We start from the raw sequence: 21,382 nt of genomic DNA on the forward strand, positions 1-21,382 counted from the left end.
GAAAATGTAGCCTGTAACGGTCCGCCTGGCGGACCATCATCTTGTCGGAGTGCCCAGCGCGTATGTTACGCCGGGCTGAGATCGTTCATTCGGGATCCGCGGAACCTGATCAAGTTAAAACCTGCGAAGGGAACAAGAGTAATTCATTCTGTCTGGCGTCATTGCCCCTCATCACGGCCGCGGCGCCATTCATTACTTCCCGCAACGCTCCTGACAAGCAACTCCCGGTAATCTTATTAAGGAACTTGCTATGTCATCATCTGCTCCTCCCGTTTCACGCCGCACCAGCCGCGCGCAGGCGCAGGCGTTTATTGATACCCTCACCGGCACCGATTTCCCCCGCTCCCGCCGCATCTATTTGCAAGGACAGCACCCGTCAGTTCGCGTGCCGATGCGCGAAATCCAGCTCAGCCCCACCCTCATCGGCGGCCACGGCGCTGAGGCGCAGTATGAGGATAACGAGCCGGTGCCGGTCTACGATACCGCCGGTCCCTATGGCGATCCGACGGTGCCCATTGACGTTCGCGCCGGGCTGGCCCACTTGCGCTTCGCCGCACCGCCCACGCCGCGGCGCGCCCTAACAGGCCGCTGCGTTACCCAAATGCACTACGCTCGCGCCGGCATCATTACGCCGGAAATGGAGTTTATCGCGCTGCGGGAAAATATGGGTCGGGAACGCATCCGCGGCGGTACCCTGCGTCAGCAGCACCCCGGGCAGGCATTCGGCGCGGCGCTGCCGGAAAATATCAGCCCGGAGTTCGTGCGCCATGAGGTGGCCGCCGGCCGCGCCATCATTCCCGCCAACATCAATCACCCCGAAGCGGAGCCGATGATCATCAGCCGCCACTTTTTGGTCAAGGTCAACGCCAACATCGGCAACTCGGCGGTCACCTCCTCAATTGAGGAAGAGGTGGAAAAGCTGGTGTGGGCCACCCGCTGGGGCGCGGATACGGTGATGGATCTCTCCACCGGTCGCTATATTCATGAAACCCGTGAATGGATTTTGCGCAATAGCCCGGTGCCTATCGGCACCGTCCCGCTGTATCAAGCGCTGGAGAAAGTCCACGGCATGGCGGAAAACCTCACTTGGGCTATCTTCCGCGATACGCTGCTGGAGCAAGCGGAACAGGGCGTAGATTATTTCACCCTGCACGCGGGCGTGCTGCTGTGCTACGTGCCGATGCCCGCGCGACGTCTGACCGGCATCGTCTCGCGCTGCGGCTCCATCATGGCCAAATGGTATCTGTCGCACCATCAGGAAAATTTTCTCTATGCGCATTTCCGCGAAATATGCCAAATTTGCGCCGCCTATGACGTGGCGTTGTCGCTGGGCGACGGGCTACGTCCGGGGTCGATCCAAGACGCCAACGATGAGGCGCAGTTCGCCGAGCTTTATACGCTGGGCGAGCTGACCAACATCGCGTGGGAATACGATGTGCAGGTCATGATCGAAGGGCCGGGACATGTGCCGATGCAGATGATCCGGCGCAATATGACCGAACAGCTGACGCATTGTCATGAAGCGCCTTTCTATACCTTGGGGCCGCTCACCACCGATATCGCGCCCGGCTACGACCATATCACATCCGGTATCGGCGCCGCGCTTATCGGCTGGTACGGTTGCGCGATACTCTGCTACGTCACGCCGAAAGAGCATCTTGGGCTACCCAATAAAGAAGACGTCAAACAGGGTTTGATTACCTATAAAATCGCCGCCCACGCCGCCGATCTCGCCAAAGGGCACCCCGGCGCGCAAATCCGCGATAACGCGATGTCGAAAGCGCGTTTCGAGTTTCGCTGGAAAGACCAGTTCAACCTGGCGCTGGATCCCGACATCGCCCGCGCCTATCACGACGAAACGCTGCCGCAGGCGTCGGGTAAAGTGGCACATTTCTGCTCCATGTGCGGCCCGAAATTCTGTTCGATGAAAATATCCCGCGAGGTGCGCGACTTCGCGGACGCTCAAGCGGCGCTGGCCAAAGCGGCAGGGATGGCCGGCATGGCTTCGGCGTTTCGCGAACCCGGCGGCGATATCTATCTGCCGTCTGCCGATAGCGAGGTGAGCGATGAAGACTAAAGCGCCCTTTGCGCCGGTACCGCATCGTCTCGGCCTCTATCCGGTAGTGGATTCGCTGGCCTGGCTGGTGCGCATGCTGGATGCCGGCGTGACCACGGTACAATTGCGCATCAAAGACCGCAGCGAAACGCAGGTGGCGGCGGATATCGAAGCGGCGGTCCTGCTGGGTCGCCGTTATGACGCCCGGGTGTTCATCAACGATTACTGGCGGCTGGCTATCCAATATGGCGCCTACGGTGTGCATCTGGGCCAAGAGGATATGGTTAGCGCCGACGCCGACGCCCTACGCGCCGCCGGCCTGCGGCTGGGCCTTTCCACCCACGACGAAACGGAGCTGGCGCGTGCGCTGGCCTGGCAGCCCTCCTATATCGCCCTTGGTCACATCTTTCCCACCGCCACGAAAGTGATGCCGTCCCGCCCTCAAGGGCTGGAGACGCTGCGACGCCTGGTCGCCGAGCTGCCGCCTATCCCCACCGTGGCCATTGGGGGAATCGGTCGTGAACAGGTGGAGGCGGTATTGGCGTGCGGCGTGGGCAGCGTCGCGGTGGTCAGCGCCATCACCCGCGCGCCGGATTGGCGCCAGGCAACCTCCGCCTTACAGTCGATAATAGCGGCATGGGAGCGTCACCATGATCAATGAACCACGACGCACCACGGCCGACGCCGATCGCTTGCCCGAGGCTAAGAGCGGCCGTTCGTCAGAGGCGTTAGACGATCAGGCTTTTTTGCGCTACAGCCGCCAGCTGTTGTTGCAAGATATCGGCGTAGAGGGCCAGCAACGGCTACAGGCGGCAACGGTGCTGCTGGCGGGGCTGGGCGGACTGGGTTCGCCGGCCGCGCTGTATTTGGCGGCGGCCGGTGTCGGCACGCTGCTGCTGGCGGATGACGATGCGCTGCACATCACCAATTTACAGCGGCAAATCCTCTATCGCACCGCCGATCTCGGCCGGTCGAAAGCGGAACTGGCGCAGCGCGAACTGACGGCGCTCAATCCTGGCGGTCGCTACCTGCCCCTTACAAGACGGCTGGCGGGCGACTGGCTTGACGAGCAGGTTGCGCGCGCCGTGGCGTGAAGGCTGCTATGCCTGCCTGTTTCCCGAGAAAGAGGGGGTACAGCGCAACTGCCGCACCGCCGGCGTGCTGGGTCCGGTGGACGGCATGATGGGAACGCTGCAGGCGCTAGAGGCAATTAAGCTTCTTTGCGGCATCCACGGCGATAGCCCCGGTCAATTGCGGCTGTTCGACGGCAAAACCCTGCAATGGCGCACCCTGCGCCTGAACCGCGATCCCCACTGCCCCGTTTGCGCCGCCGCGTTAGCGCGCCTTGCGCCGACCGCGGGAACCGCACGGAGAACCCTTTGATGAAAATCACGCTCAATGACCGCCCGCTGACGCTGACGCAACCGGTGACGCTGGATGCCTTACTCACGGAGCATCACCACCCGGGGCCGGGCATCGCTCTGGCCGTGAATAAAACCATCATCCCGCGCCGCCAATGCACACAATACCGGGTGCAGGACGGTGACGATATTCTCTTATTCCAGGCAATCGCCGGAGGCTGACCCATGCTTACCCTTGCAGATACCCCATTCCGGTCACGGTTATTCACCGGTACCGGCAAATTCGCCTCGGCGCAGCTGATGCTGGACGCCATCCTCGCCTCCGGCAGCGAACTAGTTACTCTGGCGATGCGTCGGGTAGACTTACGCGGCGACGGCGACGACGCGCTGCTGCCGGCATTACGGTAGGCCGGCGTCCGGCTGCTGCCCAACACGTCCGGCGCCAAAACCGCCGATGAGGCGCTGTTCGCCGCCCGTCTGGCGCGCGAGGCGTTAGGCACCCATTGGATCAAACTCGAGATCCATCCGGACATGCAATATCTGCTGCCCGATCCGATAGAAACGTTAAAAGCGGCGGAGCAACTGGTCAAAGAGGGGTTTGTAGTATTGCCCTATTGCGGCGCCGATCCGGTGCGCCTATCGGCTCTAATCAAGGGCTGCAAACGCGTGATTTCCTGCGCATTATCATCGACCAGGCGCAGGTGCCGGTCGTCGTCGATGCGGGTATCGGCGTCCCCAGTCAGGCGTTGGAAGCGCTGGAAATGGGCGCGGATGCGGTGTTGGTGAACACCGCTATCGCCGTGGCGCAAGATCCCGTCGCCATGGCCCGCGCTTTCCGGGTCGCCCTGGAGGCCGGCGAACTCGCCCGCCAGGCGGGTCTGGCGCCGCGCCGTCGTCAGGCCAGCGCCACCAGCTCGTTAACCGGCTTCTTAACACCGACCGCGGAGGCGCAATCATGACCACCTTCACGCAGCACTGGCAACAGCTCCAGTGGGACGACGTCGGCATGCGGATCCACAGCCAGACGGCCGCCGATGTCGAGCGCGCGCTGGCGGCGGACAATCCCGGACCGGAGGAGATGATGGCGCTGCTGTCGCCGGCGGCGCTGGCGTATCTCGAGCCGTTGGCCCAGCGGGCGCAGCGGTTGACCCGCCGGCGCTTTGGCAACACCATCAATTTCTACCTTCCGCTCTATTTGTCTAATCTTTGCGCCAATGACTGTACTTATTGCGGCTTCTCCATGAGCAACCGCATCCGCCGCAAGACGCTGGATGAACGGGAGATCCTGAGCGAATGCCGCGCCAGGCGTTCAGTTCGCTGATGATGGAAGTGCAGCCGCTATCCCAGGTGGAGTATGCCGAGCTGAAAGGGCTGGGCTTGGACGGCGTGCTGGTATATCAAGAAACCTATCACCCGCCCACCTATCGGCGCCATCATTTGCGCGGGCAGAAGCAGGATTTTGTCTGGCGGCTCGAAACGCTGGATCGCCTGGCCCGGGCCGGGATCGACAAGATCGGCCTCGGCACGCTTATCGGCCTTTCCGATAACTGGTGCGCCGACTGCTATATGGTGGCACAACACCTGCTTTATATGTAGCGATGCAATCAATTCTGGACTAATTTGCAAACAATTCTGGACTCCCATAACCCCTAAAAAATAGCTATTTTGGACAGTCCAGAATTGTTTGCAAACAGGAAATCAGGCGAAATTACGAATGACCAACTCGCGTTTACTATGACGGTTCTTGCCTAATGAGTATTTTAGGTCAACAACGTCGATATGAAGGTTTTTGAAGATGAGCCTCATTTCTGGGATATCATTAACTGAAATCACCATTCTTCCTGCTATTGAATGAGCAAGGCTATCAATGATGCTGTATTGCTCCAGACCAAACGCTGCGCCATAGCCTTGAGTCTTCCAGTAAGGTGGATCAAGATAGAACAATGAGTGTGGCCTATCATATTTTTCAATACAAGCCTGCCACCCAAGATGCTCTATGGTTGCATGGGATAAACGCAGGTGAGCCTGTGATAGCTGTTCTTCGATTCTTAAGAGGTTCAATGACTGTGATCGCACAGCCGAAGTACCAAAGTTCTGCCCGCTCACTTTGCCACCAAATGTGAGCTGCTGAAGACAGTAAAAGCGGGCGGCACGCTGTATATCGGTCAGCGTTTGCGGAGGTATTTCTTTCAGCCAATCAAACAGCTGCCTGCTGCTCAAGGCCCACTTGAACTGGTGGACGAATTCCTCCAAATGGTACTTGACTACCCGATAGAGGTTTATCAAATCCCCGTTGATATCGTTCAACACTTCGACTGTGGATGGATCCTTGCTGAAAAACAGCGCAGCTCCTCCACAGAATGGTTCAACGTAGAATTTGTGCGCAGGAAAGCACGGTAAAATATGTTTAGCCAGCCTCCGCTTTCCTCCCACCCATGGTATGATTGGTGTATTCATCAATATAGTTCCTACATATAAATATAAGTTTTACCGATCAATTATTGGTTATTGATCGTCAAAATAATTATCACTCATGCAGAAATATGCAGATACAAACAGAGCCGTAGAGTATAAATATCGCTATTCATTTTTCTGTGTCACTGCTACTCCAAAACTGACCCACTGTGCCAATTTAAGCGCTACCACCTCCTGCGGAAAAATCTCAAGAAAAATGCCCATAGGAGACAATGAAAACTCAAGACAACAGATGCTGGTCAGCACATGCATATTTAGCCTCTCTGCTATGCCAAAAGGCGGCTCAGCTGGACACCTGTCGCGGTTTACGGGAATGACACGCTTTGTTGAATAAATCCGAAATTTGTGACGACTTCCTCCCTATCAGGGCGATTGTTACATGATGCGGACGCTGTTTGGCATTCCTAACAACGTGATCCGGTTAAGCGCTTTGACCATTGCCATAGCCTCACCTACCTGCGCGTCATAGTCATGCAGACTCAGATGACCACCCAGAAGTATTTTAAACCGGAACATGGCCGTTTCAGCCAGTGAACGCCGGTGATAACCTACTTTCTTTTTCCAGGTATCGTTATTGCCGCTCAGATGCTGATTTGCCACCGCATGGTTACGCTCATGGTATCGAGCTGGCCAATATTGCGCACCACTTCGCGGTGGGATAAGCGGCTTTATTTTTTTCCTCAGCAGAGCATCATGACAGTAACGCGTATCGTAAGCACTGTCAGCCGACGCTTCCCTGATTTTCCGGTGGGTTTGGTTAATCAGCCCGGGCAGCGCCTGCGCATCTGTCGTACCGCTTAGCGGCTTTGTTGAATAAATCGAACTTTTAGGTGACTGGCGGCTATGATCACTACATTCGTTTCAACATCAGGTCCCCATGGCAAAGCAAAAGTTTAAAATTACCAACTGGCCCGCATATAACAATGCGCTCAGGCAGCGGGGGGACCTGACAGTATGGCTTGATGAGTCAGCCATTGCTGCATGGACTGAGAGTACACCACCTGAACATCGTGGCCGGCCGCTTCACTACACCGATATGGCCATTACCACGGTTCTGATGATAAAGCGCGTGTTTAACCTTTCGCTCCGGGCGTTACAGGGTTTCGTTGACTCGATTTTTAAACTGATGGGGCTATCGCTGCGCTGCCCAGATTACTCTCTGGTCAGCCGGCGAGCAAAAACCGTCGACATCAGCATAAAAACGCCAACCCGCGGCGAAATCTCACACCTGGTCATCGATGGCACCGGCCTGAAAGTCTTCGGCGAAGGCGAATGGAAAGTCAGGCAGCATAGGGCTGAGAGGCGCAGAGTATGGCGCAAGCTTCATCTGGCAGTAGATAGCGTGACACATGAAATTATCTGTGCCGATTTATCGCTAAGCGGTACGACAGATGCGCAGGCGCTGCCCGGGCTGATTAACCAAACCCACCGGAAAATCAGGGAAGCGTCGGCTGACAGTGCTTACGATACGCGTTACTGTCATGATGCTCTGCTGAGGAAAAACATAAAGCCGCTTATCCCACCGCGAAGTGGTGCGCAATATTGGCCAGCTCGATACCATGAGCGTAACCATGCGGTGGCAAATCAGCATCTGAGCGGCAATAACGATACCTGGAAAAAGAAAGTAGGTTATCACCGGCGTTCACTGGCTGAAACGGCCATGTTCCGGTTTAAAACACTTCTGGGTGGTCATCTGAGTCTGCATGACTATGACGCGCAGGTAGGTGAGGCAATGGCAATGGTTAAAGCACTTAACCGGATCACACTGTTAGGAATGCCAAACAGCGTCCGCATCATGTAACAATCGCCCTGATAGGAAGGAAGTCGTCACAAATTTCGGATTTATTCAACAAAGCGCCGCTTAGCGATAAATCGGCACAGATAATTTCATGTGTCGCGCTATCTACTGCCAGATGAAGCTTGCGCCATACTCTGCGCCTCTCAGCCCCATGCTGCCTGACTTTCCATTCGCCTTCGCCGAAGATTTTCAGGCCGGTGCCATCGATGACCAGGTGTGAGATTTCGCCGCGGGTTGGCGTTTTTATGCTGATGTCGACGGTTTTTGCTCGCCGGCTGACCAGAGAGTAATCTGGGCAGCGCAGCGACAGCCCCATCAGTTTAAAAATCGAGTCAACGAAACCCTGTAACGCCCGGAGCGAAAGGTTAAACACGCGCTTTATCATCAGAACCGTGGTAATGGCCATATCGGTGTAGTGAAGCGGCCGGCCACGATGTTCAGGTGGTGTACTCTCAGTCCATGCAGCAATGGCTGACTCATCAAGCCATACTGTCAGGTCCCCCCGCTGCCTGAGCGCATTGTTATATGCGGGCCAGTTGGTGATTTTAAACTTTTGCTTTGCCATGGGGACCTGATGTTGAAACGAATGTAGTGATCAGAGCCGCCAGTCACCTAAAAGTTCGATTTATTCAACAAAGCCGGAATGACAGTGAAAGTTCGCTTTGCCCTCACGTATCGGCGCGTTGAAGCTCCTGAGGGAATTTTAAGTGCTTTTCGCGCCTCTCTCGTCTGCGGCATAGGCCACATCAAACAGAAGTAGGTCGGTTGGTTTTACTTTGGTAGGATGGTGCAGATTTCAATTGACACTGACAAATTGGCACTGATATGCGTCGCCTTCTGCATTGAAGATTATGCATATAGCCGCATTAAACGATCGTTTTTAACGATCGATGTCACTGTATCGATCGCCCGTAGCAATTTGAAACGAACGTGTAACAGTCGTTAAATAGGCGGCGTCTTTGTAAAAATATAAATACACCCACAATGTTTTCATGTAGAGAAAAAACGAATAACAAACATATTGAAGAATGCTTTAATGCTGAAGTACTTATGTCTGGCAAAAAATTTTCATGGCTGAAACTGCTACGCCGTGCTATTAAATGCCCTGTAAAGAAGATTTTATTTTTGGCTCAGGGTGTGCCAATTGGCGTCTTGTCGTAAAAATTACCTCATCAATAAATTAACACGTAAAATACACCGAAATTTAAATCGAAAATACGCCACAGACATCGCTCTGGAAGCCACTATTGGCCCAGGATTGAAAATTGGACACTTTACAGGTGTGGTCATTCGAGCCGATTGCATCATCGGTAAAAATTTCACCATACTCCAAAATACCACAATTGGTGCAAAACACCAAAATGATATGACCAATGATGGAAAAATTATTATTGGCGATAACGTATTTATTGGAGCAAATAGCTGCATTATAGGAAATATTAAAATTGGTGACAATGTGACCATCGGCGCAATGTCGTTTGTCAATAAAGATATTGCACCGAATCTAACGAGCCTGTTTAGAAATTTGTGTATTTGCCTGATTTTGATATGTTCAATTCAACATCAAAAACAGGTTAATTTATGGACGAAAAACAGTTGCAGGCTCTGGCTAACGAACTGGCCAAAATCTCAAAACCCCTGAAGATCTCAGTCACTTCGATCGGCTGCTGAAAAAAATCAGCGTCGAAGCAGCTCTCAATGCCGAAATGACCCATCACCTCGGCTACGATAAAAATCAGCCTAAACCGGGGACCAACGCCCGCAACGGCTATTCCACAAAAACCGTTACCACTGGCGATGGCCCGCTGGCGCTGCGTACTCCGCGCGATCGTGACGGTTCCTTTGAACCGCAACTGGTGAAGAAGAACCAGACCCGGATTACCGGGATGGATAACCAGATTTTATCGTTGTACGCCAAAGGGATGACCACCCGCGAGATCGCCGCCTCGTTCAAAGAGCTGTATGACGCCGATGTCTCGCCGGCGCTGGTCTCAAAGGTTACCGATGCGGTCATGGAGCAGGTTGTCGAATGGCAAAACCGGCCTCTGTATGCAGTCTATCCCATTGTTTATCTTGACTGTATCGTTCTAAAAGTCCGGCAGGACAGCCGCATCATCAACAAATCTGTGTTCCTGGCGCTGGGCATCAACATCGAAGGCCAGAAAGAGTTGCTAGGTATGTGGCTGGCCGAAAATGAAGGCGCAAAGTTCTGGCTGAACGTGCTGACAGAGCTGAAAAACCGCGGCCTGAACGATATCCTTATCGCCTACGCAGACGAGCTGAAAGGTTTCCCTGACGCTATTAACGCGGTGTATCCGGAGGCGCGGCTCCAGCTGTGTATCGTGCATATGGTGCGCAACAGCCTGCGGTTCGTCTCCTGGAAGGACTACAAGGCCGTCACCCGCGACCTGAAAGCTATTTATCAGGCCCCTACGGAAGAAGCCGGCTTGCAGGCGCTGGAAGCGTTCTCCAGTGCCTGGGACATCCGCTACCCGCAAATAAGTCGAAGCTGGCAGGCAAACTGGGCCAATCTGGCCACGTTCTTTGCCTACCCAACGGACATCCGCAAGGTGATCTACACGACCAACGCCATCGAGTCGTTAAACAGCGTGATCCGGCATACCATCAAAAAGCGCAAGGTGTTCCCGACCGACGACGCAGTGAAAAAGGTGGTGTGGCTGGCGATACAGGCGGCCTCACAGAAATGGACAATGCCTTTGAGGGACTGGCGCATGGCAATGAGCCGCTTTATTATCGAGTTCGGTGACCGCCTGGACGGTCACTTCTGAGAAAAGGCATTTACACAGAATCGTGTACAGGGCATAGTCGCCGATATCTAATGCCGCGGTGATGTCGCCCACGTCCAGCAGCCAGACCAGTATCCGCATCAGTACAGCGTTCTGCGCCCCGGTGCCGCTTGCCAGCACGCCGGCGACCCACGGCTGATAGATGGGCAACATCTCGCGCTTGAGCTGCGCCTTGCGGCGGCGGGATTCGACGTGATGCAGCCAGTCCAAATCCTGCTTCAGCTTGAACAGCAGCAGCTCGTAATGGCCCAGATGGCTCATTTGCGCGCTTTCATCCTGTGAGGCCGCCAACTGGGCGGCCACAAAGGCGCGGTGATAACGGGCAGGATTACTCATCAGCCCTTATTCCCCTGGCTTTTTGGCCGGCGCGGCTTCCGGCTCGAGGATCTGGATATTTTCAATCAGCGCAGTGCACTGATAATCCTCGACCACATACGCCTCGTTGACGGACTCAAAGTTTTCGATGCGATCCCGCTTCGGGTTATCCATCAGGTGGCGGCGACGGGTGCCGTCCTGCCAGTAGAATGGACAGGTTATCCAGGCGGGTGATCAAAATGGTGTTATCGGGGAAGAACGGTACCCGTATCGCCTGCAGGCCGCCCAGGCGTTTCTGGCTGATAATCAGATCCGCTGCCAGCATTTCACTGTTGGGCTGCACCTGGTTAACCAGCGGGAAGTATTTATCCGCCAGCAGCGAGCGACCGCAAATCGCGACCAGTTCGGTATCGTCCTGGAACCAGGGCGCGATATGCTCGTCCGTGGCGTTCATTACCAGCGCATCCAGGTTTTTGTAATCCCCTTTGACACCGACGCGGATTTTCTCGGACACCACGCTACCGGAGGAGGAAACAATTTTATTCATCACCTAGGTCGCAGCACCTTTGCGAATTTTTTCCAGAAAGCCAATATTCACGTCCTGCAGCAGTTTATTGACCTGGAAGTTTGAGGTTTTGGCACGCGAGGTGCCGTTCCAGCCGATCATGATGCGGTCCAGTGCCTGGCGTTTCACAATCTGGTTGCGGATACGGGTCTGGAAATCCGGGAACTTGGCCCATGCATCCAGCTTGGCGTATTTCAGTGCGGTATCAAAGTTGGTCTGGGTGCAGACATAGCCCACCTCATCCAGGCTGCTGGGGTCGAGGGGTTCACGCTCTTTGGTATCGGTGTCAGTGGTGCTGGCAATCGGGCGATCGACCCCCAGGCCAATCTTCTGGCCGCTCTGCTCATCGACCGACACGATATTAATTTTTTTCAGGAAATCACTGCTGTCCTGGATTTTGGACTCCAGCATCTGACTGACTGACTGGTCAACGGTAAAACGGGTGACCACATCCTCGGCGTCAAGATGATTCAGGTGCGCGACCTGCTGTAAAAATGCCTTGTATTGGCTGCGGGTATTCGGATTCATTCGGGTTTTCCTGTCATCTGTCAGCAGTCGGTTAAGGCCACACCATTGCCGCCGGTGGCCGGTTCGCGCCGCGTTGGGGAGCGGTCAGTGTTGCCAAGACGGGCGGTTAAGGCGTCCAGCGCGGTTTCTGTCGCACCCTGACGGGCTTACAGTGCCGCCATGGCCTCCGGTAGCGCCGAGAATTCACCCAGCCGCGCGTCCAGTCCCTGCTGATGCTTCGCCACCAATGTCACGGCCTGATGCACGTCATCGAAGCGCTGATCATCAGAAGACTGCTTTTTGCCAAACAGGGTGGCGATGTGGCTAAACAGGCCCGGCTTGTCAGCCTCCGGCACCCCAAAGGCCAGGCAGGTTTCCTCGCAGGCGCCGAAGAAGAGGCCTCTGTCCGCCAGATGTTGCGCACTGAACATCATTATTTCACTGCCGAGCGAAGCCGGATTATCGGTAAAGGCGATGCCGGTCAGGTAAGCCTTGCCGGTGTCAGCAAATTTTTTGTAGTTCTCAATACTAGTGTAAATCTTTTGCCGGCGTTTATTCAGCACCACCAGGTCGTCGATGGCGTCAATCTGGGCCAGCAGCGCCAGCTTGCCCTTGAGCGGCCCGTAGGCAATGTCCTCGGCTTTAAGGGCCAGCACATCCCCTTGCGATTTAAACAGGCTGTCGGGGAACAGATTGGTGACATGCTCCAGATTGGCACGTGTCGGTCGGAAAGCCGGATCGAACGCGTCCGTCATTTCCTGAATATGCTGGCGCTCAATGGTGCGTCCGTCGCTGGTCGCCCCTTCAACAGCGACGCGGAAAAACTATGATTTCATGGATGACGTCCCAAGGATCTCGATAAGGTGGGCCATTCGCGGCCGGGTATTTTCCCCAAGTTGGCGTGGCGCGCGCACAGGAACAATGTGCCGGTCTTGTGTGGTGGTGGATACAGGGGGCGACGGGCGTGTTGCCCGGCCAGGCAAGATAGCCTTGCAGTCAGGTAATTCCAATTCTGGACAGACTATGACAGACGATATCAGCCACAGTGAGCAAGATCCCCGCCATCAGGCGATGCACCTCTACTGGCAGGGAATGAAGATGGCCAGCATTGCTGAACGGGTGGGGGAAAATCCCGCGACGGTGCGAAGCTGGAAATTGTGCGATAAATGGGACGACTACACCCCGCTTGAGCAAATGCAGGCGATCACCGCCACACGGTATAACCAGCTCATCATGAAGCTGGATAAAGCGGGGCGAGATTTCAAGGAAATCGACCTGCTGGCCCGGCAGGCCGAGCGTCATGCACGGATTGGCAAATATAACGCCGGCGGCAATGAAGCCGATCTCAATCCTAACGTGGAAAATCGCAACCGCGGCCCGCGCAAAAAACCGCTGCGCAATGCGCTCACCCCTGAGCAGCATACGCAGCTAAAGGCGCTTTTTCTGGACTCGCTTTACGATTACCAACGTACCTGGTATCAGGCGGGTCTGTCTACGGCATTCCGCATCCGTAATCTGCTGAAATCGGCCAGATAGGGGCGACGTTCTATTTTGCCCGCGAAGCGCTGATTGACGCACTGGATACCGGGCGCAACTAGATGTTTGTCTCGGCGTCCAAAGCGCAGGCGCACCAATTCAAGAACTATATTGTGGCGTTTGCCCAGGAAGTGGACGTCGCGCTGAAAGGCGAGGTGATTATCCTGCCCAACGGTGCCGAGCTGCACTTTTTGGGCACCAATGCCAATACCGCCCAGGGGCGTTCCGGTAACCTCTATCTGGACGAATATTTCTGGATCCCCGGCTTTCGCAAGCTGCGTAAGGTGGCGTCCGGCATGGCCTCGCAAAATCGCTACCGGTTAACCTATTTTTCTACCCCGTCGAGTGTGACCCATGAAGCCTATGCCTTCTGGAACGGCACGCTGTTTAACAAGGGGAAAACGGCCGCCCGACAGAAAGACATCGATGTCAGCCATCAGCGACTGGCCGGTGGCGTGCTGTGTGAGGATAAACAGTTTCGGCAGATTGTCACCGTAGAGAACGCGGTACACGGGGGCTGCAACCTGCTGACTATCGATGATCTGCGTGCCGAAAACAGCGATGAGGATTTTGCCAACCTCTATCTGTGCCACTTTATTGATGATGCTACCACCACCTTCTCCCTGGCGGAAATGGAGCGCTGCATGGTGGACAGCTGGGTACGCTGGACGGATGTGAAACCCTTTGCCCGGCGGCCGGCCGCCGATCGCGAAGTCTGGATAGGCTACGATCCGGCCAGCTCCGAGCACGGCGACAGCGCCGGCTGTGCGGTGGTAATGCCCCCACGCGTACCGGGCGGCCCGTTTCGGGTACTGGAGCGCCATCAGTGGAAGGGCATGGATTTTACCGCCCAGGCCGCCAACATCAAGGGGCTGACCGAGCGCTACAACGTGACCTATATCGGCATTGACAACACCGGCCTGGGCCGTGCGGTATCCCAGCTGGTTCTCCAGTTTTTTCCCGCCGTCAACACCATCAACTACAGCCTGGAAATGAAAACCGATCTGGTGCTGAAAGCTAAGGATGTCATCCGCGCCGGCCGCCTGGAGTTTGATGCCGGCTGCCTGGATATCGCCAAGGCGTTTATGGCTATCCGTCGGCAGTTGACCACCTCCGGGCGGCGGGCCACCTATGTCACCAGCCGCACCGAAGGCGTCAACCACGGTGACGTCGCTTGGGCGGTGATGCATGCCTTGTTAAATGAACCCCTCGAAGGGACAACCGGCACCAACGCTGGCTTTATGGAGATATTTTAAGATGCGTAAATCCCGCAAGGGGCCAAAAACAGGCCCACAACCGCGCACGGGCGCGCCACGTGCCGAGGTGTTTACCTTTGATGATCCGCTCCCCATGATGGATCGGCGTGAAATGCTCGATTATCTGAAGTGTGCCATCGTCGATCGCTGGTATGCGCCGCCGGTGTCCTTTAACGGACTGGCAAAGACCTTCCGCGCAACGGTGCATCACAGCTCACCTATCTATATGAAACGCAATGTGTTGGTGAGCCTGTTTCAGCCCCACAGTCTGCTGTCCAAGCAGAATTTTAGCCGCTTTACGCTCGATTTTATGGTGTTTGGCAACGCCTTTCTTGAAAGCCGCGTGAACCGGCTGGGTGAGGTGATGACTCTCACCCCCAGCCCGGCCAAGTATACCCGCGTGGGGGTTGAGCCAGGCGCCTATTGGTATGTCGCCCAGCCTCAGACACCCCACCCGTTTGCGCCAGGCGCGGTATTTCATCTGCTGGATCCGGATATTAACCAGGAGATTTACGGCGTGCCGGAGTACCTTTCCGCCCTGAATTCAGTGTGGCTAAATGAAGCGGCGACACTGTTTCGCCGCAAATACTACCTCAACGACAGCCACGCCGGCTTTATCCTGTACATGAACGATGCTGCGCATAGTCAGGACGATATCGACGACCTTCGTAAGGCGCTGAAGAGCTCGAAAGGGCCAGGAAACTTCCGCAACCTGTTTATGTATGCGCCGAACGGCAAAAAAGACGGGCTGCAGCTTATCCCACTGGCCGAGGTGGCGGCAAAGGATGAGTTTATGTACATCAAAAACACCAGCCGGGATGATCAGCTGGCCGCGCAGCGCATCCCGCCCCAGATGATGGGGATTTTACCCAACAATACCGGCGGCTTTGGTGATGTGGAAAAAGCGGCGCGGGTGTTTGCCATTAATGAGCTTGCCCCTCTTCAGCAACGTCTGAGCGAAATTAACGATTGGGTGGGCGAAGAGGTGGTGCGATTTAAGCCCTATGAGCTGCTGGATAATGAGGCCGGATAAACCACCAAAACGGCGCTCACGACAACACCGAAGAGTGCAACACAGGGGCGCAACAAAACGCAACACTTTTTTTGAGAAAAAATCGACCTGAAAGCCGCGTCGGACAAGGGTTTATGGGGTATGAATGGGTGCATAAAAAGTGAATAATTAAGTGAACAGCGCGCAGGCGGGGGGACCGCGCGCAAAAGGGGTCTGGAAGGCAAAACCAACCCTGCGCTTTGGCGCAGGAGAGCCATTCTGTGAAGCGCGCGTTTTCAGGACGAGAAAAAAAAGCCGCTTTCTCAGCACGACGCCTCGCTATGGCCCATACAGGCGCTCTGAGAGGATTCCGGGCGTGTTGAGATGACAGTGAATAGCAGGTATGTTATTTATTTTTATGAATAAACAGGCATTTCGCTTACGCTGGCGGCGGTCAGGGTAAGGCGTGATGCAGGGGTTTTAGGAAAACCAGCATATGGGATGGATAGGCGTAGACCTGGACGGCACGCTGGCCGAGTCACGCACAGGCCAGGGCGCGCGCATCGGCAAGCCGGTGGGGCCGATGATGCAACGCATCAGGCGCTGGCTGAGTGAAGGACGCGAGGTCAGGATTTTACCGCACGGGCGGCGACAGCGGACGGTGTCCGCGCGGTGCAAAGCTAGCTGCGTACACAGGGGCTGCCGGCGTTAACCGTCACGAATATGAAAGACAGCGAGATGTTACAGCTATGGGATGATCGGGCGATCCGGGTGGTGAAAAACACCGGCAAGGTCTGCGCGGGATGCGAAAAACTCCACGCCCTGACCGATGAAGGTCAGGGGATTTTGACGGATTGTTGATATACCCGTAATTGTTACAGCTAGATCCGGGAGGATACATTATCCAATAACGAACCATATAACTCAGCTCGGCCCCTTTGATTAAACAACATTTGTTCGGTACTATTTAGTTCTGAAAACGATTTCACAAATTTAGTCAAAGATTCATATGGTGTTTTGTTTGGGTTTCTTTCTATATATTTCATAGTGTTAGAAACAAACAAACCACAGGCATTAGGTGCATTTTCTTGGAACGATTCTTGTACTACTGAAACTTCATTGGCTCCAAGAAATTCGGAAAATCTTTGTATGAAATTCATTTCTTTGTTATTTAGATAATTTGTACTATCAAACAATATTGCTGATTTATCTCCCGAGTTGGTCGTAGACAACCCAAACAAAACCCAATGACCTCGAAACAGTAAGGGGATAAAATCTCCTAATGAAGGTATTTGTTTTCCCTTATTGTCAATGTTTAGCAATGTAGACAATAATTTTTGTGGTATATGTTCATTATCAATAGCAGTAGCGGGTATTTCTACCGCATCATGGAATTTTAAACCACCTTCTTTACTATTTAGTGATTTAGAAACGGAGTCCAACTCCGCTGATGTGATTAATCGGTTTGTGTGGAAAAATGATGAGCTGACTGGCTCCCCATCATCAACACAGGCACAAAAGCTTACTATTTTTATTTATTTCTTCTAAAATTTCTTCTCTCTGTTGTGATCTTTCTTGAGTTTCAAAACCCGCCATGATTAAAACTTTATCAGGTATAGACCATGCCTCTTCTGGTGTTTTGTTTTTATTTCTTCCTTGCACGATCTCGCATAACTTTAAACTGTCTTTTCCTAGTTGTTCCTTTAGGTCAGGATGCCCTGCCTCCTTTCCTGTATACAAATCAAAAAGAAAAGATTCGGCCTCTAATCCAACAGGGCTGTTCTCACACGCTAATGTAAATAAAGCGTCAATACTAAAATCATCATTATTCCGAGCAGCGCTTTTTAAAGTTTCAAGTGAAGAAAAGTTATATCCATATTCCATTTTGCTATTTTCTTTTGCATGAACGGAATGCGCATTTAATGCAGGTGAGCGAGAAATAGAAAGTGCAGTCATTTTTAATCCTTACTATTTTAATAAAAATAAAGTTACAAGTTGTCGAGTTTCGCATCGTTTAGCCCAGTGGAAAGCTTAACGACTTCTCTGTCAACACCATTAGCCAGAAGCTGGCGGGCGATCTGAATGCGGGTTTCCTGTCGGCCTTTCAGTCTTAGCTGCTCTGCAATAGTCATAACATCCTCCCGATAATCCGCTATCTGCGCGGCAATATCATGCAGAAACTGCTCTGCATCCGACGTGTTTCCTCGCTCAACAATATAATACATCAATCCCTGAAACTGCTCAAGTGGCACAGGCCACTTGAGCAGTAGCCGGGCAATATCGCTGGCTAACTCCAGCATATCACGGGTACGGATATGCTTCTGACCCAGCTCCAGCAAGGCAACGCGCCGGTGAGTCAATATCTCATCATCCGGCATCGCGGTGATATCAACCAACGGAAAGCTTGCATATAGACTGATTCTGCCAGCTCAGGATCGGCAAAGCAATCCAGCCAGCGTGTGCTATACGGATAGGGAGAAGTGTGTCCATGGTAGAAAAGCAGCGGGATCACCACGGGAAGCTTTTCATGCCCCTGGTCAATATGCCGCTGCATGGCTGCCAGGCTGTAGCGATGCAGGCGCAGGGGCATCAGTTTTTCTGGTCGGCTCTGGTGCTCGATAAGACCGTAGATGTAACTTGCGCCGGCTGTCGTCTGTACCGAATACAGCATATCAGAGAGCCGGCTGCGCAGGTCGTCTTCGACGAAAGAGCCGGACTCCATCGCCAGCGTGTTTAAATCGCAACATGTTCTGATAGAGGGTGGCAGGTGGATATCAAGAAAATCCCGGGCAACTTCAATATCGCCGAGGAATTTTTTGAATAGCGCATCGTGATGTGATGGTGTCTTTGGCATAGGGTAAAGTTTAGCGAAAAAATTTAAACAAAAATGAGACCGGATGCCTGGTCATCATCATTTTTATTACCTCACGGGCCGCTGACGCCTGGCATACTGGTGTTTTTCCCAATCTTCCCGGCATTCCGGGCAGCAAAAATTGCCGAGGGTTTCCTCTTCACAATTGTAACAGTGACCAGTGATGGCCATCGGGCGATAACGCCGTCTTGCTTCAGCGATAGCACGTTCGCGGAACAGTTCCTCGCGTTCGCTGGTAATGTCGATAATATCAGGCATCTGGCCGCCCATCCACGGCTGCTGTCTGAGCTGTCTCAAAGCGGAAGGCCAGCCCCAGCTTTTTAGCCAATGCCACTTCAGCACAGGCGCCCACGCTGTCCTGCCAGCCGTCCAGCAAGTAAATCCCTTCAGCGCATTGCAACATGGCCAGGCCGATACGCATGTAGTCGGCCTCGGAAAGGCCACCCGGCAGCATGGCGGGATTGAGTGGGATCGCGCCCTGAGCGGATAGCCGGACAGCGGCCAGGGAAAAGGTTGTCCGGCTGAAATCGGGTTTCCCGGTCATGGGGCCGGCGATGTAGATCACCTTTGCTTGCATATCGGTACTTTGAATTGTCATCACTTATCCATCTGTTTTATTTGCATATATTTTCATCAGGTCACACCTTCCCCTTATGTTGCGCGGTGGTCATGCTGGCCGATGGGGTCATGTAAAACCGAGGTCACCTTTCGCTTGCATAGCCGCCCAACGCGCTGCATCAATACGTCTGCTTTTTCTGCTGTGCTGGGCGCACGGGCAAGCAATACGCCGGTCGCCAGGGCGCAATAGTGCTGGCCGTCAATTTTCATCACTTTGCCTTCAGCCAACGACCTGGCGTCCGCAGGACTCAGAACCAGGCCTTTTTCTGCTGCATAGCGATAAATTTTCTCAATTCGGGTATTTAAGGTTGCCTCAGGGGGCGGTAATGGCGGTGTTGTGCGCCAATCTGGGGTTGGCGGTCCCGGATCCCCCGTACAGTTAGTGACAGAACTCCTAGGCAACGCGTCCGCGTTGCTCACGTCAACGGCCAGCTTCGGCACAATCTTCCACTGCTTCAACAGGGTCAGGAACGGCGAGTCCCCGCCAACGACCGTATCGAACAGGCCGCGAATACTGAGCATTTCCTCGCCGTACTGATTGAGTACTTCGGCCGGTTGGTACCAGTTGCGCACCGCCAGATCATCACGCTTGAACAGTGGCCCGCCCTGGGCATTGACATACCCGGCCCAGCCGGGGGCATTGGCCGCATCGTGGCAGGCGGCAAATTCCACGCTCAGGCCGTGCGCGGCTTCGCTGTCATTCAGGCGGCGCAGCTCCCGCCAGACGGTGACGGGAATGCAGCCAATAAACTGAAACTGACGAACGCCCCAGCGTGAAGCCCAGGCGGTGGCGCGCTGCGCGCTTTCCTTTAACGGTCTGCCGCTTTCGTCGTCGGTTTCACCGTCCAGGGCGTAGCCGTCGATGTTTTTTGAGATGTATTTGGCAACGTACCCGGTGGCGCTGCCTTTTTCCGGGTCAATGGCTTTGGCGTCAAACCGGGCGCTTGCCGCGACGACGCTGCGTAATTCCTCACAGTCTGCCGCCATGGCATAGTCGCGCAGGATTTCCAGGATGCGGGGCATGTCTTACGGGCGGGCAAATATCAGTAAATGGGTGTGCGGCGTGCCGTCATGATGCGGCTCGGCAACACGCATACCGAAAAAGCGCAGCTTCTGGCGATGGCATTTGGCGCGGGCGCAGGCCCAGACGTCATTGAGATAGCGCTGGGTGTCTGCCGGGCTGGCCCCGTTCCATTTACGGTTAACGCGTCCGTTTTCCAGCGTGGCGTGATGGCCGAGGGCGCGGTAATAGTTACAAATTCGCCAATGTAGCCCTGTTCATTGGCGATATCTTCATAACCCCTTATACGCACCATCAGTTCAGTCCGTCGGATGGCGGGATTGGCCTGGCTGGCGTCATAGCGCTCAATCAGACTGACGCGGTTACCCTCTTCGTCTTCCAGCTCCATACTTTTCAGAAAATCACGGGTGCGGCGGCGTTGCTCGCGCCAGTCACGCAAGGCGCTGGCGCTGACGTTCGGGGAGGCGTGCTTATGCACATAACCCCATGGCGATAGCCAGATGTTCACGCCAGCGGTTGGCGGTACGGCGCAGGCTGTTCAGCCGCCATCTCGCGTCACACATACGCCTGATGGCCGGTTGGGCATCAAAGGGAACAAAACATTTTTCCAGCTTGCTCCAGAGCGGCGGCTGTAGGCCCAGCAGGCGGGTGATCCGGGCCAGGTGTTTATAGTGGTCATAGACGATGCGCCATTCGCTTTTATCGCCCTGCGCCTGGGTCCAGGCGGGCCACTTCCGTGGCGGCAGCATGGGCAGCGGCGTTCGCCAGGGACTTGAGCGCCTGACTGTCCAGGTCGGGCAGGCGCTGACGCTGGGTGCGCAGGCGCAAAAAGGCCACCACGCCATTATGTTGGGGGGATTGTGTTGCACGGTCGCCAAACAGCGCCCGGAAATCGTCGTCGGCTATCTCATCCAGGCGGTAGCCGGCGTTCACACGCGCAATGCGCGGCAACATCACCTTAACCACGGACTCGGTCAACCAGCGGAGGGCGCTGTCAAAGCCCTTTTGCTTTTCGCGCTGGTCAAAGCGCCAGTAAATACTTGAACTGACCGTTTCCAGTTGGTCGTCAACCTGTTTTTTCGCCTGGAGAGTGTCCTTGAGGCGAAGTTCGGCAAGGCGCATTTCATCATGGGTCGGAATACCCCGCTCAATCGACAGCAAGGGCTTGTTGTTCCAGGGGTAGACGACGCTGGACTGCGGCATA

13 protein-coding genes, 12 pseudogenes and 1 riboswitch are annotated in these 21,382 nt (G+C 54.6%); of the genes and pseudogenes, 12 read left to right on the plus strand and 13 right to left on the minus strand.

Annotated elements, in window-relative coordinates:
• The first annotated feature begins 35 nt into the window (after positions 1-35).
• A riboswitch (TPP riboswitch) is annotated at positions 36-149 on the plus strand.
• A 101-nt stretch (positions 150-250) separates the two neighbouring features.
• From thiC to thiH, 6 genes and pseudogenes are all read left to right on the plus strand, one after another.
• Positions 251-2,077, plus strand: a complete 1,827-nt coding sequence (gene thiC / locus SOPEG_RS19135; protein ID WP_025246535.1) for a phosphomethylpyrimidine synthase ThiC — start codon at positions 251-253, stop codon at positions 2,075-2,077.
• Positions 2,067-2,717: a thiamine phosphate synthase gene (thiE, locus tag SOPEG_RS19140; RefSeq protein ID WP_025246536.1), complete on the plus strand. Its 651-nt coding sequence runs from the start codon at positions 2,067-2,069 to the stop codon at positions 2,715-2,717. The genes thiC and thiE overlap by 11 nt, the downstream gene beginning before the upstream one ends.
• Positions 2,707-3,439: pseudogene (locus tag SOPEG_RS19145) on the plus strand (HesA/MoeB/ThiF family protein). The gene thiE and the pseudogene SOPEG_RS19145 overlap by 11 nt, the downstream one beginning before the upstream one ends.
• Positions 3,439-3,639, plus strand: coding sequence for a sulfur carrier protein ThiS (gene thiS / locus SOPEG_RS19150; protein ID WP_025246537.1), 201 nt, complete (start codon positions 3,439-3,441; stop codon positions 3,637-3,639). Before SOPEG_RS19145 ends, thiS begins: the two are co-directional and overlap by 1 nt.
• A 3-nt stretch (positions 3,640-3,642) precedes the next feature.
• Positions 3,643-4,376 (plus strand): annotated as a pseudogene (locus SOPEG_RS19155) (thiazole synthase).
• Positions 4,373-5,010, plus strand: a pseudogene (gene thiH / locus SOPEG_RS26725) (2-iminoacetate synthase ThiH); the annotation flags it as partial. The pseudogenes SOPEG_RS19155 and thiH, both read left to right, overlap by 4 nt.
• 105 nt (positions 5,011-5,115) lie before the next feature.
• On the opposite strand, the gene SOPEG_RS19165 reads toward thiH, so the two are convergent.
• Together SOPEG_RS19165 and SOPEG_RS19170 are read right to left on the minus strand one after the other, a co-directional pair.
• Positions 5,116-5,874: a DNA adenine methylase gene (locus SOPEG_RS19165; protein WP_038469085.1), complete on the minus strand. Its 759-nt coding sequence runs from the start codon at positions 5,872-5,874 to the stop codon at positions 5,116-5,118.
• Between the two features lie 393 nt (positions 5,875-6,267).
• Positions 6,268-6,693 (minus strand): annotated as a pseudogene (locus tag SOPEG_RS19170) (IS5-like element ISSoEn1 family transposase); the annotation flags it as partial.
• A 76-nt stretch (positions 6,694-6,769) separates the two neighbouring features.
• Here SOPEG_RS19170 and SOPEG_RS19175 point away from each other — a divergent pair.
• On the plus strand, positions 6,770-7,693 hold the full coding sequence (locus SOPEG_RS19175; RefSeq protein ID WP_025246541.1) for an IS5 family transposase: 924 nt from the start codon (positions 6,770-6,772) through the stop codon (positions 7,691-7,693).
• Between the two features lie 55 nt (positions 7,694-7,748).
• Here SOPEG_RS19175 and SOPEG_RS19180 read toward each other — a convergent pair.
• Positions 7,749-8,255 (minus strand): annotated as a pseudogene (locus SOPEG_RS19180) (IS5-like element ISSoEn1 family transposase); the annotation flags it as partial.
• An 801-nt stretch (positions 8,256-9,056) separates the two neighbouring features.
• Between SOPEG_RS19180 and SOPEG_RS30675 the strand changes: the two are divergent.
• Positions 9,057-9,128, plus strand: a pseudogene (locus tag SOPEG_RS30675) (hypothetical protein); the annotation flags it as partial.
• A gap of 143 nt (positions 9,129-9,271) precedes the next feature.
• Positions 9,272-10,479 (plus strand): annotated as a pseudogene (locus SOPEG_RS19190) (IS256 family transposase).
• Here SOPEG_RS19190 and gpM read toward each other — a convergent pair.
• The 3 genes and pseudogenes from gpM to SOPEG_RS19205 all read right to left on the minus strand — a co-directional run.
• Positions 10,387-10,833 carry a phage terminase small subunit gene (gene gpM / locus SOPEG_RS25465; protein ID WP_236851563.1) on the minus strand — a complete coding sequence of 149 codons (447 nt, stop codon included), beginning with the start codon at positions 10,831-10,833 and terminating at the stop codon, positions 10,387-10,389. The pseudogene SOPEG_RS19190 and the gene gpM sit on opposite strands and share 93 nt — an antisense overlap.
• A gap of 6 nt (positions 10,834-10,839) precedes the next feature.
• A pseudogene (locus tag SOPEG_RS19200) lies at positions 10,840-11,905 on the minus strand (phage major capsid protein, P2 family).
• Between the two features lie 146 nt (positions 11,906-12,051).
• Positions 12,052-12,696: pseudogene (locus tag SOPEG_RS19205) on the minus strand (GPO family capsid scaffolding protein); the annotation flags it as partial.
• A gap of 211 nt (positions 12,697-12,907) precedes the next feature.
• Between SOPEG_RS19205 and SOPEG_RS19210 the strand changes: the two are divergent.
• The 3 genes and pseudogenes from SOPEG_RS19210 (at position 12,908) to SOPEG_RS30035 (ending at position 16,528) form a co-directional block, all read left to right on the plus strand.
• Positions 12,908-14,676, plus strand: a pseudogene (locus SOPEG_RS19210) (terminase large subunit domain-containing protein).
• A 1-nt stretch (position 14,677) separates the two neighbouring features.
• Positions 14,678-15,709 (plus strand): phage portal protein, encoded by a 1,032-nt coding sequence (locus SOPEG_RS19215; RefSeq protein ID WP_025246544.1) that lies wholly within the window; start codon positions 14,678-14,680, stop codon positions 15,707-15,709.
• 681 nt (positions 15,710-16,390) lie between these two features.
• Positions 16,391-16,528, plus strand: a complete 138-nt coding sequence (locus tag SOPEG_RS30035; protein WP_236851564.1) for a hypothetical protein — start codon at positions 16,391-16,393, stop codon at positions 16,526-16,528.
• 20 nt (positions 16,529-16,548) lie between these two features.
• Here the strand turns inward: SOPEG_RS30035 and SOPEG_RS27960 are convergent, their stop codons facing one another.
• From SOPEG_RS27960 to SOPEG_RS30040, 7 genes and pseudogenes are all read right to left on the minus strand, one after another.
• Positions 16,549-17,202, minus strand: a complete 654-nt coding sequence (locus SOPEG_RS27960; RefSeq protein ID WP_417903458.1) for a C48 family peptidase — start codon at positions 17,200-17,202, stop codon at positions 16,549-16,551.
• Positions 17,171-17,623: a C48 family peptidase gene (locus SOPEG_RS19225; protein ID WP_148297142.1), complete on the minus strand. Its 453-nt coding sequence runs from the start codon at positions 17,621-17,623 to the stop codon at positions 17,171-17,173. The genes SOPEG_RS27960 and SOPEG_RS19225 overlap by 32 nt, the downstream gene beginning before the upstream one ends.
• Before the next feature lie 32 nt (positions 17,624-17,655).
• A pseudogene (locus tag SOPEG_RS19230) lies at positions 17,656-18,521 on the minus strand (Rpn family recombination-promoting nuclease/putative transposase).
• 66 nt (positions 18,522-18,587) lie between these two features.
• Positions 18,588-18,809, minus strand: coding sequence for a hypothetical protein (locus tag SOPEG_RS19235; protein WP_236851565.1), 222 nt, complete (start codon positions 18,807-18,809; stop codon positions 18,588-18,590).
• Positions 18,790-19,137 (minus strand): DUF4406 domain-containing protein, encoded by a 348-nt coding sequence (locus SOPEG_RS19240; RefSeq protein WP_236851566.1) that lies wholly within the window; start codon positions 19,135-19,137, stop codon positions 18,790-18,792. Before SOPEG_RS19240 ends, SOPEG_RS19235 begins: the two co-directional genes overlap by 20 nt.
• A 53-nt stretch (positions 19,138-19,190) precedes the next feature.
• A pseudogene (locus SOPEG_RS26735) lies at positions 19,191-20,876 on the minus strand (replication endonuclease); the annotation flags it as partial.
• Position 20,877: 1 nt separating this feature from the next.
• Positions 20,878-21,381, minus strand: coding sequence for a hypothetical protein (locus SOPEG_RS30040; protein ID WP_051419934.1), 504 nt, complete (start codon positions 21,379-21,381; stop codon positions 20,878-20,880).
• Between the last annotated feature and the right edge of the window lies 1 nt (position 21,382).

The organism is Candidatus Sodalis pierantonius str. SOPE, assembly GCF_000517405.1.
Taxonomy (GTDB): Bacteria; Pseudomonadota; Gammaproteobacteria; order Enterobacterales; family Enterobacteriaceae; genus Sodalis_C; species Sodalis_C pierantonii.